This window comes from Nonomuraea guangzhouensis, from assembly GCF_019396345.1.
Classification (GTDB): domain Bacteria; phylum Actinomycetota; class Actinomycetes; order Streptosporangiales; family Streptosporangiaceae; genus Nonomuraea; species Nonomuraea guangzhouensis.
Map to the genome: position 1 here is coordinate 204,031 of NZ_JAHKRM010000016.1, position 15,178 is coordinate 219,208.

15 protein-coding genes are annotated in these 15,178 nt (G+C 70.9%); 8 read left to right on the top strand and 7 right to left on the bottom strand.

Annotated elements, in window-relative coordinates; all coding sequences use genetic code 11:
- Positions 1-11 precede the first annotated feature (11 nt).
- From KME78_RS31855 to KME78_RS31870, 4 genes are read left to right on the top strand one after another with little or no spacing between them, the layout of a single operon-like run.
- Positions 12-1,343 (top strand): extracellular solute-binding protein, encoded by a 1,332-nt coding sequence (locus tag KME78_RS31855; protein WP_219533078.1) that lies wholly within the window; start codon positions 12-14, stop codon positions 1,341-1,343.
- Positions 1,340-2,263: a carbohydrate ABC transporter permease gene (locus tag KME78_RS31860; RefSeq protein WP_246652368.1), complete on the top strand. Its 924-nt coding sequence runs from the start codon at positions 1,340-1,342 to the stop codon at positions 2,261-2,263. Before KME78_RS31855 ends, KME78_RS31860 begins: the two co-directional genes overlap by 4 nt.
- Positions 2,260-3,093 carry a carbohydrate ABC transporter permease gene (locus tag KME78_RS31865; RefSeq protein WP_219533079.1) on the top strand — a complete coding sequence of 278 codons (834 nt, stop codon included), beginning with the start codon at positions 2,260-2,262 and terminating at the stop codon, positions 3,091-3,093. The genes KME78_RS31860 and KME78_RS31865 overlap by 4 nt, the downstream gene beginning before the upstream one ends.
- A gap of 14 nt (positions 3,094-3,107) precedes the next feature.
- Positions 3,108-3,809 carry a B3/B4 domain-containing protein gene (locus tag KME78_RS31870; RefSeq protein ID WP_219533080.1) on the top strand — a complete coding sequence of 234 codons (702 nt, stop codon included), beginning with the start codon at positions 3,108-3,110 and terminating at the stop codon, positions 3,807-3,809.
- A gap of 4 nt (positions 3,810-3,813) precedes the next feature.
- Here the strand turns inward: KME78_RS31870 and KME78_RS31875 are convergent, their stop codons facing one another.
- From KME78_RS31875 to KME78_RS31885, 3 genes are read right to left on the bottom strand one after another with little or no spacing between them, the layout of a single operon-like run.
- Positions 3,814-6,111 (bottom strand): xanthine dehydrogenase family protein molybdopterin-binding subunit, encoded by a 2,298-nt coding sequence (locus KME78_RS31875; RefSeq protein ID WP_219533081.1) that lies wholly within the window; start codon positions 6,109-6,111, stop codon positions 3,814-3,816.
- Positions 6,108-7,094 carry an FAD binding domain-containing protein gene (locus tag KME78_RS31880; protein ID WP_219533082.1) on the bottom strand — a complete coding sequence of 329 codons (987 nt, stop codon included), beginning with the start codon at positions 7,092-7,094 and terminating at the stop codon, positions 6,108-6,110. The genes KME78_RS31875 and KME78_RS31880 overlap by 4 nt, the downstream gene beginning before the upstream one ends.
- On the bottom strand, positions 7,091-7,603 hold the full coding sequence (locus tag KME78_RS31885) for a (2Fe-2S)-binding protein (RefSeq protein WP_246652372.1): 513 nt from the start codon (positions 7,601-7,603) through the stop codon (positions 7,091-7,093). Before KME78_RS31885 ends, KME78_RS31880 begins: the two co-directional genes overlap by 4 nt.
- An 80-nt stretch (positions 7,604-7,683) precedes the next feature.
- Between KME78_RS31885 and KME78_RS31890 the strand changes: the two genes are divergently transcribed.
- Positions 7,684-8,337, top strand: a complete 654-nt coding sequence (locus KME78_RS31890) for a TetR/AcrR family transcriptional regulator (RefSeq protein ID WP_219533083.1) — start codon at positions 7,684-7,686, stop codon at positions 8,335-8,337.
- A gap of 12 nt (positions 8,338-8,349) precedes the next feature.
- Here the strand turns inward: KME78_RS31890 and KME78_RS31895 are convergent, their stop codons facing one another.
- From KME78_RS31895 to KME78_RS31910, 4 genes are read right to left on the bottom strand one after another with little or no spacing between them, the layout of a single operon-like run.
- Positions 8,350-9,576, bottom strand: a complete 1,227-nt coding sequence (locus tag KME78_RS31895; RefSeq protein WP_246652374.1) for an ABC transporter permease — start codon at positions 9,574-9,576, stop codon at positions 8,350-8,352.
- Positions 9,576-10,256, bottom strand: coding sequence for an ABC transporter ATP-binding protein (locus KME78_RS31900; RefSeq protein ID WP_219533084.1), 681 nt, complete (start codon positions 10,254-10,256; stop codon positions 9,576-9,578). Before KME78_RS31900 ends, KME78_RS31895 begins: the two co-directional genes overlap by 1 nt.
- Positions 10,253-11,380, bottom strand: a complete 1,128-nt coding sequence (locus tag KME78_RS31905; protein WP_219533085.1) for a peptidoglycan-binding protein — start codon at positions 11,378-11,380, stop codon at positions 10,253-10,255. Before KME78_RS31905 ends, KME78_RS31900 begins: the two co-directional genes overlap by 4 nt.
- The gene (locus KME78_RS31910; protein ID WP_219533086.1) at positions 11,380-11,898 is read right to left on the bottom strand and encodes a hypothetical protein; all 519 of its coding nucleotides are present in this window, start codon (positions 11,896-11,898) and stop codon (positions 11,380-11,382) included. The genes KME78_RS31905 and KME78_RS31910 overlap by 1 nt, the downstream gene beginning before the upstream one ends.
- Before the next feature lie 160 nt (positions 11,899-12,058).
- Here KME78_RS31910 and KME78_RS31915 point away from each other — a divergent pair, with 160 nt between their 5' ends.
- From KME78_RS31915 to KME78_RS31925, 3 genes are all read left to right on the top strand, one after another.
- Positions 12,059-12,715 (top strand): response regulator transcription factor, encoded by a 657-nt coding sequence (locus tag KME78_RS31915; RefSeq protein ID WP_219533087.1) that lies wholly within the window; start codon positions 12,059-12,061, stop codon positions 12,713-12,715.
- The gene (locus KME78_RS31920) at positions 12,712-13,872 is read left to right on the top strand and encodes a sensor histidine kinase (protein ID WP_219533088.1); all 1,161 of its coding nucleotides are present in this window, start codon (positions 12,712-12,714) and stop codon (positions 13,870-13,872) included. The genes KME78_RS31915 and KME78_RS31920 overlap by 4 nt, the downstream gene beginning before the upstream one ends.
- A 104-nt stretch (positions 13,873-13,976) precedes the next feature.
- Positions 13,977-15,173 carry a hypothetical protein gene (locus tag KME78_RS31925; protein ID WP_219533089.1) on the top strand — a complete coding sequence of 399 codons (1,197 nt, stop codon included), beginning with the start codon at positions 13,977-13,979 and terminating at the stop codon, positions 15,171-15,173.
- Positions 15,174-15,178: the final 5 nt, after the last annotated feature.

A 15,178-nucleotide genomic window follows, 5' to 3' on the forward strand; every position in this document is an offset into this window, starting at 1 on the left:
AGAGGCTGCTCATGGAAGGTTCCTCATCCGTCTCCCGCCGCCACCTCCTCGGCGGTACTCTCGCCCTTCTCGGTGCCGGCGCCGCCGGCTGCGCGATCCCCATCGGCCTGGGCTCGGCCCAGCGCCGGGTCCGTTACTGGCACTTCCTCGGGGCCAGTGACGGCATCATCATGAACCGGATGGTCGGCGCGTTCGCCAAGGCCAATCCGGACATCTTCGTCGAGGAGAACGTGCTCGCGTGGGGCGAGCCGTACTACACGAAGATCGCGATGGCCGGAGCGGGCGGGCGCTCGCCCGACCTGGCCACCTTCCATCTGGCCCGCCTGTCCGGGATCGGCGCCGGCCGGATACTCGACCCGATCAACCTCGACCTGCTCGCCAAGAACGGCCTGCGGGCCGCCGACTTCAGCCCGCCCATCTGGGAACGCGCCCACATCGACGGCGAGCTGTACGCCGTGCCGTTCGACGCGCATCCCATGGTCCAGTACTACAACACCGACATCTCCCGAAAGGCCGGCCTGCTCGGCGCCGACGGCAAGCTGAAGCCGACCACCGGGACCGACGAGCTGCTGGCCATGCTGCGCACGGCCAAGAACACGCTCGGCGGCAAGCCACCGCTGGTCTTCGACATGCTCGGCCTGGGCACGGTCGGGCCGTGGCGGGTGTGGGAGTCCCTGTACGCGCAGAGCGGCGGCACGCTGGTGTCGGACGACGGCGCCCGGATCACCCTCGACGACGCCAAGGCGCTGGACGTGCTGCGGTTCATGCAGTTGCTCGGCAAGGAAGGGCTGTGCGGCACGCGCACCGATTACGGCGCGTCCGTGGCCGCCTTCACCAACGGCGAGGCGGCCTTCCTGTGGAACGGCGACTGGGAGACCACCGGATTGAAGGAACGCAAGACGCCGTTCAGCATGGCCCGCTTCCCCAACGTCTTCGGCAGCGGCGCGGCCCAGGCCGACTGCCACTCGTTCGTGCTGCCGCACCAGCGCAGCCGGGATCCGGAGACCGAGGAGGCCACCTACCGGTTCATCGCCTACCTGGTCAAGCACAGTGCCGACTGGGCGGTGGCCGGGCACGTGCCCGCCTACCTGCCCGCGCTGGAGGAGCCCTCCTACCTCGCGCTGCAACCGCAGTCGGAGTACCGCTCGGTGATCACCGAGGTCGCCCTGGATCCCAAGGTGTGGTTCGCCGGGTCCGCGTCTCGGTTGTGGATCGAGTTCGGTGGCGCGTTCTCGCCGGTCATCAGCGGGTCGAAGACGCCCGAGCAGGGCCTGGAGACGGCCAAGCAGGCGCTGCGCCGGCTCATGTCAGCCCCCAACCCCTTCCCCGTCAAGGAGGGATGATGGCAGCAACCGTCGCCGCCCCCGCCGCCACCGCTCCGGTCTCCCAGGCCCAGGTACGGCGCCGCTGGACCCAGCACGGGCTGCTGTTCGTCGCGCCCTTCCTGCTGATCTACGTCGTCTTCCTGGTGTGGCCGACCGTGCTCGGCTTCCGCATGAGCCTGTCGAGCGTCAACATCGCGGGCGGCAACAACGAGCTCGTCGGGTTCGCCAACTACGCCGAGGCGTTCAGCGACCCCAGGATGTGGCACTCGCTGTGGAACACGCTGGTGTTCACCGTGCTGAGCACCGTCCCGCTGGTGCTGCTCGGCCTGGGATTCGCGCTGCTGGTGCACAACCTGCGCTTCCTGCAGTGGCTGTGGCGGCTGTCGTTCTTCGGGCCGTTCCTGTTGCCGTCGGCCGTCATCGCGGTGCTCTGGCTGCAGATGATCTACCCGCCCGACTACGGCCTGCTCAACGGCACGCTGGGCACCGATATCCTCTGGCTGGGCGACCCGGACCTGGCGATGTGGTCGATGGTGCTGACCACCGTCTGGTGGACGGTCGGCTTCAACTTCCTGCTCTACCTCGCCGCCCTGCAGTCGATCCCCCAGCACCTGTACGACGCCGCCGCGATCGACGGGGCGACGGCCTGGACCAAGCTGCGCTCGATCACGCTGCCGCTGCTCGGCCGGACGACCGGGCTCATCGTGGTGCTGCAGCTCCTGGCGTCGCTGAAGGTCTTCGACCAGATCTACCTGATGACGAACGGCGGCCCCGAGGAGGCCACCCGGCCGATCATCGAGTACGCGTACGAGGTCGGCTTCTCCGGCTACCGCATCGGCTACGCGTCGGCCATCACCTACATCCTCTTCGTCCTGATCGTCATCGTGTCGCTGGGGCAGCTCCGGCTGCTCCGCAAGCGCGAGGAGGCCCTGTCATGACCAAGCGGTTCAGCCCCTCCCAGATCATCCTGCTGGTGATCGCGGCGGCGCTCGCCATCGTCTGGATCGCCCCGATCGCCTGGGCCGTCGCCACCTCGCTGAAGCCCGAGTCCGAGACCACCAAGCTCCCGCTCCAGTGGTTCGGCAGCGAGATCACCCTCGACTCCTACCGGCTGGTGCTGGCGACCGGCGGCATCGTCAAGTGGGCGATCAACTCGACGGTCACCGCGGTCGTCGTCACCTTCATGACCGTGCTGTTCTCGGCGATGGCCGCGTACGGCTTCGCACGCACGCAGTTCCGCGGCCAGCGGGTGCTGCTGGCGGTCATCCTGGCCGGGATCATGGTGCCGCCGCAGGTGCTCATCGCGCCGCTGTTCGCCGAGATGGTGTCGTTCGGGCTGGTCGACACCTGGTGGTCGATCATCCTGCCGCAGGTCGCGGCGCCGCTGATCGTGTACATCCTCTACAAGTTCTTCCAGGACGTGCCGCCGGAGCTGGAGCAGGCGGCCTTCGTGGACGGGGCCGGGCGCTGGCGGGTGTTCTTCACGATCGTCCTGCCGCTGTCGCGCCCGGTGCTCGCGGCCGTGTCGATCTTCACGTTCATCACGACGTGGAACAACTTCCTCTGGCCGTTCCTGGTCTCGACCGACCCCAACACGATGACGCTCCCGGTCGGCCTGGCCAACGTGGTGCAGGGCACGTTCGGTCTCCGGTACGCGCAGATCATGGCCAGCGTGGTGCTCGCCGGGCTGCCGCTGCTCGTGGTCTTCGTCCTCTTCCAGCGTCAGATCATCCGGGGAGTCGCCCATACCGGCCTCGCCGGTCAGTGACATCATGCCTAGCTATGCACTTCCAGCATTCGGACCAGATGTGGGCTGAGCATCCCGAACTCGCGGCCGGCGTGGTCTTCACCACGGGCATCACGCCGGACGCCGACACCGGTCCGCCGGTCGCCCGATTCGGCGCCACCGCCGAAGCCCGGCTGGCGACCGGCTCGGAGTCCGAGCTGCCGGAGATCCAGGCGTGGCGGCGGACCTTCTCGAAGATGGGGCTCAAGCCGACCCAGTACCGCTGCGCCTCGGAGGCGCTGCTGCGGCGCTTCAGGAAGGAGGGGGCGCTGCCCCGGATCCATCCGCTGATCGACCTCTGCAACGCGGTCTCGCTCGCGTACGCGATCCCGGTGGCCGTGTTCGACCTCGCGGAGGTCACCGGCAGCCTCGAGGTACGGCACGCGGCCGGCGACGAGAGCTACCTGACGTTCTCCGGCGAGACCGAGCAGCCCGAGCCCGGCGAGGTGATCTTCGCCGACGCCGCCGGTCGAGCACATGCCCGGCGCTGGACGAACCGGCAGAGCGGCCGCTCGGCCGTACGGGACAAGACCGCCACCGTGCTGATCGTCGCGGAGGCGCTGCACGACACGGCGGCGGACGACGTCCGCGAGCTTACCGCCGCGCTCGCGGACGAACTGGCCACCCTCTGGCCGGCGAAGCCGGAGACCGCGCTGCTCAGCCCGGCGGCGGCGAGGTTCGAGTTCCCGGCGGGCTAGCCGGTCACAAGAGCTTGTCCAGCGTGATCGGCAGGTCGCGGACGCGCTTGCCGGTGGCGTGGTGCACGGCGTTCGCGATGGCCGCCGCGACGCCCGTGATGCTCACCTCGCCGATGCCGAGCAGGCCCAGGGGCATGGTCGGGTCGGGCTCGTCCAGGTAGTGGATGTCGATCGGCGGGACGTCGGCGTGCACGGCGACGTGGTAGTCGCCCAGGCCCGGGTTCATCACGCGGCCGTTGCGCGGGTCGACCAGCGTCTCCTCCGACAGCGCCATGCCGATCCCCATCACGATGCCGCCCCGGAGCTGGCTGGCCGCGGTCTTCGCGTTGATCACCCGGCCCACGTCGAACACGCCGAGCCAGCGCGACACCCGCACCTCGCCCGTGTCCTGGTCGACGCGTACCTCGCAGAAGTGGGCGCCGCACGCGGCCTTGACCCAGCGCCGCTGGTCGCTGAGGAACTTCGCCATGAACCTGACCTGCCCGGCCACCGCCCCGAGGCCCGATTCGGCCCCGGCCACGCCCTCGACGTACGGCCGCCCTGCCCTGGACAGGATGGTCTCGTAGCTCTCGCCGGCGTCCGGCCGGTCGAGCCGGTAGAGCCCGCCGTCCCTGGCCTCGACCCCGGAGAGCCGCTGCCCGCGCAACGGTGAGTCGCCGGAGCGCTTGGCCAGGCCCAGCACCGCGCCCTTCAGCTTCTCGCAGGCCACCAGCAGGCCGGCCGCGATGCTCGCGGTCTGCGCGGAACCGCCCGCCATCGGCCCGGTCGGCAGGTCCGTGTCGCCGTACTCCACGCGGACCGCCTCATAGGGCACGCCCAGCTCGTCGGCGGCGATCTGCGCCTGCGCGGTCGCGCCGCCCATGCCCATCTCCTGGAAGCCGCAGCGCACCACGACCGTGCCGTCGGCCGAGAGCCGCGCGGTGACGTTGGCCGTGAACTGCACCGACGGGTGGTAGGCCGTGGCCACCCCCATGCCGACGAGCCACCTGCCGTCACGCATCGAGCCGGGCTCCGGCGTGCGCTCGGCCCAGCCGAACCGCTCGGCGCCCAGCGCGTACGCCTCGCGCAGCATCCGGTGCGCGAAGCGCTTGCCGTCGAGCGGGCTGCGCGCGGGCTCGTTGCGCATCCGCAGCTCGATCGGGTCGACGCCGAGCTCGCCGGCCAGCTCGTCGACCGCCGCCTCCAGCCCGAACGTGCCGATGGCCTCGCCGGGCGCGCGCATGAACGTGTTGGGGATCAGGTCCATCTCGACGAGGTTCTGCTGGACGAGGATGTTCTCGGCGTCGTAGAGGTGGCGGGCCGCGTTGGTGACTCCCTCGGGGCCGCCGCCCACCTTCCCGGACCTGGTGACGCTGGTGTGGATCAGCGCGGTCAGCCTGCCGTCCCGGTCGGCGCCGAGCGCGACGCGCTGGGCCGAGGGCGTGCGCCCGCCGACCGTACGGTAGACGCCCTCTCTTGTCAGCATCATCCGCACCGGCCGGCCGGTCGCCCGGGCGGCCAGCGCGGTCAGGATCGTGCCCGGCCAGACCAGGCCCTTGCCGCCGAAGCCGCCGCCGACGTACGGGGCGGTGATGCGGACGTTCCGCTCGGGGATGGCGAACCTGACGGCGAGGTGCTTGCGCGTCCACGCGATCGCCTGACTGGCCTCGTGGACCGTCAGCCGGTCGCCGTCCCAGACGGCCGTGGTCGCGTGCGGCTCGATCGCGTTGTGGTTGTGCGGCGGGGTGGTGAAGCGCAGGTCCACCGACACCGGTGCCGCCGCCAGCGCCGCCTCCGCGTCGCCCTTCTTGCCGCTGCCCGACCCCAGCATGCTGTTCTTCTGCGGCTTGGCGTTGGCCTGCTCCGCGGCGAAGTCCACCGCGGCGGGGAACTCCTGGTAGGTCACCTCGACCAGGGCCGCGCCACGCCGCGCCGCCTCCAGGCTCTCCGCGACGACGACCGCCACCGGCTGGCCGTCCCAGTGCACCTCGTCGGTGTTGAGGTAGTTGACCGACGTCGCGGAGACCATCGTGCTCAGGTCGAGCATGCTCTGCGCGGGCGCCGGCTTCAGCACGGGCGCGTTCAGGTGGGTGATCACCGACAGGACGCCCGTCACCGCCTCGGCCGCCTTGACGTCGATGCCGGTGATCCGGCCGCGCGCGACCGTCGCGTGCACGAGGGCGGCGTAGGCGAGGTCCGGGTACGGGAACTCGGCCGCGAACCGGGCCTTGCCCGTCGTCTTCTCCGGCCCGTCGACCCGGTCGATCCCCCGGCCCACGGCCCGCTCGCGCGGCGGGCTCTGCTTCTCAGTGGTGGTGGTCATGTCGTCCCCCTGTCGCTGAGCCGCCGCAGTGTCGCCACGATCGTCCGTTGGGCCAGCTCGATCTTGAAGGTGTTGTCCGGCCGGCCGACCGCCGGCTCCAGCTCCGCCTCCGCCGCCCGGCGGAACGACTCCTCGGTGGCCGGGGCGCCGAGCAGCGCCGCCTCGGCCTGGCGGGCCCGCCACGGCTTGGCCGCCACGCCGCCGAGCGCCAGCCGTACGTCCGTCACCACCCCGTCCGTGACCTCCAGCGCCGCGGCCACCGACACCAGGGCGAACGCGTACGAGGCCCGGTCGCGCACCTTGCGGTAGGCGGAGGGCGCCGTCAGCTCCGGCACCTCGACCGCGGTGATCAGCTCGTCCGGCTCCAGCGCCGTCTCCAGGTGCGGGGTGCCGCCGGGCAGCCGGTAGAAGTCGGCCAGCGGCACGCGCCGCAGGCCGCGCACGCTCTCCACCTCGACGATGGCGTCCAGCGCGGCGAGCGCGACGCACATGTCCGAGGGATGCGTGGCGATGCAGTCGTCGCTCACGCCGAGAACGGCGTGGTTGCGGTTGAAGCCGCCGATCGCGTCGCAGCCGCTGCCGGGCACGCGCTTGTTGCAGGCCGCCGCGCCGTCGTAGAAGTAGGGGCACCGGGTGCGCTGCAGCAGGTTGCCGCCTACCGTGGCCATGTTGCGCAGCTGCGCCGAGGCGCCCGCGAGCAGCGCCTGCGACAGCAGCGGATAGCGGGTCCTGATCACCCGGTCGGCGGCCAGGTGGCTGTTGCGCACCAGCGCTCCGACGCGCACGCCGCCGCCGGGCAGCTCCTCGATCTCGGTCAACGGCAGCCGGGTGATGTCGACCACCGTGTCGGGCTGCTCGATGTCCTCGCGCATCAGGTCGACGAGGTTCGTCCCGCCGCCGAGGAACTTCGCGTTGGGCTCCGCCGCGATCACGCGGACGGCCGTCGCCACGTCGGGGGCGCTGACGTACGAGAACGGCTTCATCGCGCCACCTCCTTGATGGCCTCGACGATCCCGTTGTACGCGCCGCAGCGGCACAGGTTGCCGCTCATGCGCTCCCTGATCTCGGCCTCCGACAGCCCGGTCGCTCCCCGCTCGGCGTCGGTGACCGCGCTGGGCATGCCCGCCCCGTGCTCGGCCAGCATGCCGATCGCCGAGCAGATCTGGCCGGAGGTGCAGTAGCCGCACTGGAAGCCGTCATGTTCGATGAACGCCTGCTGGAGCGGGTGCGAGACCCCCTCGATGGTGGTGATGTCGCGGTCCTCGTACTGCACCGCGAGAGCCAGGCAGGAGTTGATCCGCTCGCCGTCGGCCAGCACCGTGCAGGCACCGCAGGCGCCCTGGTCACAGCCCTTCTTCGTGCCGGTCAGGTCGAGCCGCTCGCGTAGCGCGTCGAGCAGGCTGACCCATGGTTCGATGTCGAGCGAGCGAGTTACGCCGTTCACCCGCATACGCAGCGTGACCACATGTCCCTCCGGGTGGGTTCGCGTCATATGGGGTGACGTTAACAGGACGGCGTAATCTTAACAAGAGAACGGTGTTTCGTTATCTTGCTCGTATGCTTGGCTCGGAGATGACACGATCGGTATTCGTTCGGGCCAGGCGCCCGGAGCACAAGCAGCAGCGGCGCGAGGCCATCCTCGCCGCCGCGCGGCAGCTTGCCATCGAGGTCGGGGTCCGCAACGTCAGCCTGGGCGGGGTCGCGACGGCGGTCGGGCTGGCGAAATCCAACGTAGTGCGATATTTCGGGACCCGGGAGGAGATCTACCTCGAACTCGCCGTCGAGGAGTGGCTCGACTGGTCGGACGCGGTCGTCGCCCGGCTCGCCACGGCCGCCGCGCCCGACGACGTGATCGCCGCGCTGGTCGACACCTTGACCGAGCGGCCGCTCTTCTGCGACCTGCTGGGCCACGTCTCGATCACGCTGGAGCACAACATCTCGGTCTCGGCGGCCCGCGCCTTCAAGCGCGCCATGATCGGTACGGTCGACGACCTCGGAGCGCGTGTCGCCCTGGCCTACCCCGGCCTGACCACCGGCGAGGGGGTCGAGCTGACCGGGGCGGCCGCCGCGCTGGCCGGCGTGCTCTACCCGATGGCCAACCCGCCGCCCGCCCTGCGGGAGCTCTACGCCCAGGACCCCGACATCGCGGCCCGTTGCCTGCCGTTCCAGCCCACCATGAAACGCATGCTCGCCGCCCTCGCCGTCGGGCTGCCCAGCCAGCGCTGACCGTACCCCCGGTCAGGGGGTGGCGAGGGCCTCGGTCGGGGAGAGGCGGGAGGCGCGGACCGCCGGGTAGAGGCCGGCGACGGCGCCGATGGCCAGGGTGGCCGCGAGCCCGCCCGCTGTCGCCCAGCCCGGGATCACCGCGGGCCAGCCCTGGTACAGCGCGTACCCCATCGTGACCCCGGTCCCGATGAGCACCCCGCCCGCCCCGCCGAGGGCCGAGAGCAGCAGCGACTCGGCGAGGAACTGCGTGCGGATCTGCCCGCGGGTCGCGCCGAGCGAGCGGCGCAGGCCGATCTCCGAGCGTCGTTCCAGCACCGAGATGACCATGGTGTTGGCCACCCCGACGCCGCCCACGAGCAGCGCTACCGCGCCGACGCCCAGCAGCAGCCCGGTGAACGCCTGGCTGGTCGCCTGCTTGGCGGCCAGCGCGTCGGACGGGCGCGAGACGTCGATCTCGTTGGGCGCCTCCGGATTGGCCGTGCCCGCCAGCACCGAGCGGACCGTCTCCAGGCTGGCCTCCTCCGTACGGGTGTAGAGGGTCGTCGGGTAGCCGTCGAAGTCCAGCTCGGCCGCCGCGACGGGCCAGCCGACCAGTACCGCGCTGTCCAGCTCCTCGGCGAGCGGCACCGGGTCGAGTATGCCGACGACCGTGAACCGCTTGCCGCCCACGACCACCTGCGTGTCCGGCCCCGCCGCGCCCACCCCGAGCCGCTGGGCCGCGCTCGACCCGAGGACCGCGGCCGGGTACCGCTCGGTGGCCGCGTTGAGCCAGGTGCCGCTGCGCAGCGTCGCGCCCACCGTGGCGGGCAGGTCGAGCCGGGCGGCGTAGGTGCTGAGGCCGTTGGTCTGCGCCTTGGGCACCTCTTCCGACCGGTAGACCTTGGCGTCGCCGACCTTCGCGGCCGCCGAGACGGCCTGGACCGGCCCGATCCGCTCGATCATCGCCTCCGCCTCGACCGGCATCTTGGCCTGTTCGCCCATCAGCGTGTGCCCGGAGGAGACGGTGAGCAGGTTGGTGCCGAGAGCCGAGAGCGTACGGTCGAGCTCGGCGCCCGACGAGGACGAGATGCCGACCACGCCGATCATCGCCGCGATGCCGATGGCGATGCCGAGCGCGGACAGGAACGCCCGCAGCGGGCGGGTCCGCAGGCCGACGGCGCCGACCCGGAGCACATCGCCCGGCTTCATCCTGGCCGGAGTCAGCTTCGGCAGTCTCGTGTGCTCGATGACGGCTGCCATCAGGCCACCTTCTCTTCGGCCGCGGAGTCGGAGACGATCTGGCCGTCGCGCATCCGTACCTGCCGGGGCAGGCTCGCGGCGATCTCCCGGTCGTGGGTGATGATCACGATGGTGGTGCCGGCCGCGTTCAGGTCGTGCAGCAGGTCCATCACCCCGGTCCCGGAGGCGGAGTCCAGCGCGCCGGTCGGCTCGTCGGCCAGGAGCAGCGGGGGATCTCCCGCCACGGCCCTGGCGATGGCCACGCGCTGCCGTTCGCCGCCGGACAGCTCGTGCGGCTCGTGGTCGAGGCGGTGGCCGAGCCCGACCCGTTCCAGCGCGGCCGCGGCCCGCCGGCGCCGTTCGGCTCGCCCGATACCGGTGTAGACGAGACCGTCGGCCACGTTGTCGATCGCCGGGACCTTGGCGGCGAGGTGGAAGTGCTGGAAGACGAAGCCGATGCGGGTCGCCCGCAGCGCGGAGAGCTGGCCGTCCGACAGTTTCGCCACGTCGTACCCGTCGATGCGGACGGTTCCCGAGGTCGGGCGGTCGAGCGTGCCGACGACGTTGAGCATCGTCGACTTGCCCGAGCCCGACGGGCCGACGATGGCGACGAGCTCGCCGCGCTCGATCTCCAGGGACACCTTGTCGAGCGCGGTGACCCCGCCAGGATAGGAGCGGGTGACGTCCGAGAGGGAGATCATCGGGGCATCCCGACGCTCATGCCCTCGGCGAGGCCGTCGCCGGAGATCTCGACCCGGCCGCCGGAGAACAGACCAGTCTTAACGCCGACATAGCGGGACTTGCCGCCTTCGACGACCTCCACGCCGTACCCGCCTTCCTGGAGTGCCACGAGCGCGGCGATCGGGACGGTCAGCACGTTCTTGCGCTTCGAGGCCGTGAAGGTCACGTCCACCGCGGCCTTGTCGAGGCCCTTGGCCGCCTTCTGCGTGCCGAGGGAGATGAGCGCCTCGACCCGCGTCTCGGGCTCCGCGCCCTGCCCCTCGCCCGGCTCGATGATGGTGGCGACCTCGGTGACCTTGCCGGACACGGTCTTGTTGCCGGGCAGCGTGACCGACGCCTTGGCGCCCTTCTTCGCCACCCGCTGGTCCTCCGTCTCCAGCTTGACCGTGATCACCTTGTCGGTGCCGGTGTAGGAGAGCACCTTCTGGCCGGGCGCGGTGGGCTGGCCGGCCTCGGACTCCAGGCTGTCCACGCGTATCTTGCCGGCGGCGAAGACGACCCGGCCGAGCTCGACGACGCCCGTCTCGTCGAGGTTGCGGTCCTCCTGCCACTCTCTGACCGCGTCGGCGGTGGAGTCGGTGTACTCGTCGTCCACGGTGAAGCCGTCGTAGCCGAGGGCCTTGAGGTTGCGTTCGAGCTGCTCGACGTCCCTGCCTTCGGTGCCGACCCGCAGGTCGCGGTAGGCGGGCGTCTTGCCGTACATCAGCACCACCGGCTTGGTGTCGAGCCGGTACAGGGACTTGCCCCTGGTGATCGTGTCGCCGCTGTCCGGCAGCCAGGTGATCGTGCCCGGCTTCCTGCTCACCGCCGTGGTGGTCGGGCCGTAGCCGAGATCGCCGTCGGCGTCCAGCGTGTCGAGCAGCGTCTGCCTGGTCACCGTGGTGGTGGCGGGCGGCAGGGCGCTGACCGTCTTGTCCGTCGTACGGTCGCCGCCCAGGAGGCCCAGGCCGTTCACGGCCACGCCGGCCGTACCGATGACGGCGACCGCGACGAACAGGCCCGCGACCCGCCTGCCGCGACCGCGGCGGCGGCGCGGACGATCACCGCCCGCCGCCACCTTGTCGTCGAGGGTGGCCGTGCCCATCAGGAGCCGCCCTGGCGCATCCCGGGCATGAACTCCTTGCACTTCTCCTGCGCGGTCTTGAAGTCCGGGTCCTCGCCGGCCGCGCTGTCCATGCGCAGCATGCCGCCGTCAGGGTCGGGGAAGGCCTCGACGCCGTTGTCCCGCATGCACTGGGAGTACTTGCGCATCTGCTCGGCCATCTTGGGGTCCGCCTTCGCGCCCCCATCCATGTTCGGCGCGTACTCCTTGCAGGCCTCCTGCGCCTTCTCCGCCGTCTCCCGGGGGACGCTGTTGTCCAACTTGAGCATGACCCCCTTGCCGGGCTCGGGGTCGTCCATGGGAACGCCGTGCTCGCGCATGCACTGGGCGAACTTGAGCCCCTTCGCCGCCCGGTCCTCGCCGGCCGAGGCGCTGGGCGCGGCGGCCGGTTTGCCGCTGCTCACGGACGCCACGTTGGCGCCGCTTCCCTCGTTCGCGCCGCATCCGGTCAGGGCAAGGGCCAGGGCCAGCGGGATCGCCGCCAGGATGCCTCGTCGCATGTTCTTCTCCTCGAACGGTGGCCGGTCCGTTTCGCCGGCCATGCGAGACGAATGCAATCGGGCGGCGCGTTTCCCCGGCGTTTCCACGGGTGCTAACGCCGAACAAACAACGCATCCGGCACGATCACCCCTGTACATGGCAGAAGAGACAGGGGCCGCGATGCGCGTGTTGGTGGTCGAGGACGAGCGCATGCTCGCCGACGCGATAGCCGAGTGGCTGCGTGACGAGACGCACGCGGTCGACACCGCGCACGACGGGGAGGCGGCGCTGCAGCGGATCGCGGTCAACGACTACGACGTGGTCGTCCTGGACCGTGACCTGCCGCGCGTGCACGGTGACGACGTGTGCAGGGAGCTGGTCGAGTCCGAGTCGACCGCGCGGGTGCTGATGCTCACGGCCGCCGCCGAGATCGGCGACCGGGTGACCGGGCTCTCCCTCGGCGCCGACGATTACCTGTCCAAGCCGTTCGCCTTCCCCGAGCTCGCGGCCCGCGTCCTCGCGCTCGGGCGGCGCTCGCGCCCCGCCGCGCCGCCGGTGCTGCGGCGGGCCGGGATCACTCTCGATCCCGCGCGCCGGGAGGTGTTCAGGAACGACAGGTACGTGCCGCTGTCGAAGAAGGAGTTCGCCGTGCTGGCCGAGCTGCTGCTCGCCGGCGGCGGTGTGGTGTCCGCCGAGCACCTGCTGGAGAAGGCGTGGGACGAGCACGCCGACCCGTTCACCAGCGCGGTGCGCCTGACCATACTCAAGCTGCGCCGCAAGCTGGGGGAGCCGTCCGTGGTGGAGACCGTGCCGGGAGTGGGGTACCAGATTCCATGACCACGCCCACGCTCCGCGGCCGGCTCACCCTGGTGTACGGCACGCTGTTCTTCGTCGCGGGACTGACGCTGCTCGGCGTCACGTACTTGCTGTTCAACCAGCAGCTCCAGCAGAAGAGGACGTCCATCCTCATCAAGGGCACCACTGCCATAGACGGCGACAAGGCCCTCGCCTGGATGCAGCAGCAGGAGAGCATGCTGCGCGGCGCCGCGACCACGTCGCTGCTCACCCAGGGCGCGATCGCGCTGGCGGTGGTCGGCGGCGCGGCGTCAGTGGTGGTGTGGTTGGTCGCCGGACGGGTGCTCATGCCGCTCCGCCAGGTGACCGAGACCGCGCGGCGGATCGCCGCCGCACCGGTCGCCGAGCGCGGCCTGCACGAGCGGATCGCCCTGACCGGCCGGGCGGACGAGGTGAAGGAGCTCGCCGACACCTTCGACACGATGGTCGAACGGCTCGACCACTCCTTCGACGGGCAGCGCAGGTTCGTCGCCAACGCCTCGCACGAGCTGCGTACCCCGCTGACGCTGAACCGGGCGCTGGTCGAGCTGGCCATGCACCGCCGTACGGCCTCGGCCGACGTCAAGCAGCTCGGTGAGAGCCTGCTGGAGATCAACGCCCGGCACGAACGGCTCATCTCCGGGCTGCTGCTCCTGGCCCGCGCCGAGCACGAGGTCGGCGACCGGTCACCGGTGGACCTGGCCGATGTGGTGAGCCACGTGGTCGCACAGGTCGCCGTCGAGGCCGCGGAGTCGAAGGTCACCCTGGAGGAGGCGGCCGGGCCCGCGCCGACCAGCGGGGACGCGATGCTGCTCGAACGGCTGGTGTACAACCTGGTCGAGAACGGCATCCGGCACAACACCGACGACGGCACCGGCTGGGTGCGAGCCGTCAGCCGCATCGCGCGTGACGGCCGGATCGAGGTGGAGGTCAGCAACACCGGGCCCGCTGTGCCGCCGTACGAGATCCCGGCGCTGTTCAAGCCCTTCCGCCGGCTCGGGCCGGATCGTGTGGTCACGGCCAAGAGCGCGGGGCTGGGGCTGTCCATCGTGCGCTCGATCGCCCTGGCGCACGGCGGCGAGGTCTCGGCCCGTCCCCGCGAAGGCGGCGGCCTGATCGTGACGGCCACCCTGCCACGCCAGGTCTCGACCCACCACTAGACCCGGGCCCGCTCACCCCCTAGGGCCCCTAGGATTTTCCTCCAGGCCCCTATGCATTCCCTAGGCCATGTGCGCGGCTGACCTGCGATGGTACGAAAGCGTTCGTGACCAAGCGAAAAATATTATCCCTGACATCCAGCCTCGGCGCGGTCGCGCTCACCGCGAGCCTGGCGACCGCGGCCCCGGCGGGCGCGACACTTGCGCCGGTCTGGGACCACCTGTCCTTTCCTTACGGATACATCGAATCCGAGAAACAACTCAAGGAACTCAACGATGTCGCCGCGCTGAGCGGCACCCAAGCTTGGGCCGTGGGGCAGGTGCGGATGGAGGGCTGGCCGAACCCGCCGGCGGGTGTGGTCTGCCCCGACCTGTTCCGCTGGAACGGTCAGACATGGGTGAACGACCGGCCGGATATCACCTGCCGGGGCGCGCTGACCTCGGTGTCGGCCGCCGCGGCGAACGACGTGTGGGCCACCGGTTCGACCATCGCCTACCACTGGAACGGTACGGCCTGGACCCTCACCCCGTACCCGACCGAACAGAACACCCCTTTCTACCTTGATGATGTCGCCGCGGTGGGCGGCACCGCCTTCGCGGTCGGCAGGTCCTACCAGTCGAGCAGTGAGGTTTCCACGGCGGGTGTGATCCGCTGGGACGGCACCGCCTGGCGGAAGATGAGCCTCCCGCCGCTCGCGGGCAACACCGACCTGAGCGCGGTGCATGCTCTGGCGCCGGACGACGTCTGGGCGGTCGGCACCACCAACCGCTACGGGCCGAGCACCGATGCGCACACCCTGGTGCTGCACTGGGACGGCCGCACCTGGACCCGGCTGCCGGATCCGCCGAAGGAAGCGCTGGTCGAGACCGCCCTGGACGCGGTGGCCGCGCGGCCCGGCGAGGTGTGGGCGGCCGGTCAGCGGACCACGTACGAGGCCAACGGCATTTCGGTCAAGAAGCGCGAGGCGTTCGCCATGCGTTGGAACGGTAGCGCGTGGACGGTGACGCCGACCCCGGCGACCACCGGCTGGTACGGATCCTCCATCACCTCGCTGGCCTGGAAAGGCACCGAGGTGTGGGCCGGAGGCAGCGGGCAGGACGACGACACCGCGCGCAGCGTCGGTGTGCTGCTGCGCTGGAACGGCACCGCCTGGCAGCAGGCGCCGAAACCGCCGCTGCTCGACGACTACCGGATCAAGCAGCTCGGCGCGGTGCCGGGCGGCGGCCTGTGGGCCACCGGCTACGGCACCCGGGAGACCGACGAGCACGCCAAGGGCCAGTTCCTGGCCCGGGTCACCGGCTGAACCCT

Bases quoted from the DNA above. Each gene is read 5' to 3' on its own strand.
- KME78_RS31855 (WP_219533078.1), top strand. From the start codon at position 12: ATGGAAGGTTCCTCATCCGTCTCCCGCCGCCACCTCCTCGGCGGTACT.
- KME78_RS31860 (WP_246652368.1), top strand. From the start codon at position 1,340: ATGATGGCAGCAACCGTCGCCGCCCCCGCCGCCACCGCTCCGGTCTCC.
- KME78_RS31865 (WP_219533079.1), top strand. From the start codon at position 2,260: ATGACCAAGCGGTTCAGCCCCTCCCAGATCATCCTGCTGGTGATCGCG.
- KME78_RS31870 (WP_219533080.1), top strand. From the start codon at position 3,108: ATGCACTTCCAGCATTCGGACCAGATGTGGGCTGAGCATCCCGAACTC.
- KME78_RS31875 (WP_219533081.1), bottom strand. From the start codon at position 6,111: ATGACCACCACCACTGAGAAGCAGAGCCCGCCGCGCGAGCGGGCCGTG.
- KME78_RS31880 (WP_219533082.1), bottom strand. From the start codon at position 7,094: ATGAAGCCGTTCTCGTACGTCAGCGCCCCCGACGTGGCGACGGCCGTC.
- KME78_RS31885 (WP_246652372.1), bottom strand. From the start codon at position 7,603: ATGACGCGAACCCACCCGGAGGGACATGTGGTCACGCTGCGTATGCGG.
- KME78_RS31890 (WP_219533083.1), top strand. From the start codon at position 7,684: ATGACACGATCGGTATTCGTTCGGGCCAGGCGCCCGGAGCACAAGCAG.
- KME78_RS31895 (WP_246652374.1), bottom strand. From the start codon at position 9,576: ATGGCAGCCGTCATCGAGCACACGAGACTGCCGAAGCTGACTCCGGCC.
- KME78_RS31900 (WP_219533084.1), bottom strand. From the start codon at position 10,256: ATGATCTCCCTCTCGGACGTCACCCGCTCCTATCCTGGCGGGGTCACC.
- KME78_RS31905 (WP_219533085.1), bottom strand. From the start codon at position 11,380: ATGGGCACGGCCACCCTCGACGACAAGGTGGCGGCGGGCGGTGATCGT.
- KME78_RS31910 (WP_219533086.1), bottom strand. From the start codon at position 11,898: ATGCGACGAGGCATCCTGGCGGCGATCCCGCTGGCCCTGGCCCTTGCC.
- KME78_RS31915 (WP_219533087.1), top strand. From the start codon at position 12,059: ATGCGCGTGTTGGTGGTCGAGGACGAGCGCATGCTCGCCGACGCGATA.
- KME78_RS31920 (WP_219533088.1), top strand. From the start codon at position 12,712: ATGACCACGCCCACGCTCCGCGGCCGGCTCACCCTGGTGTACGGCACG.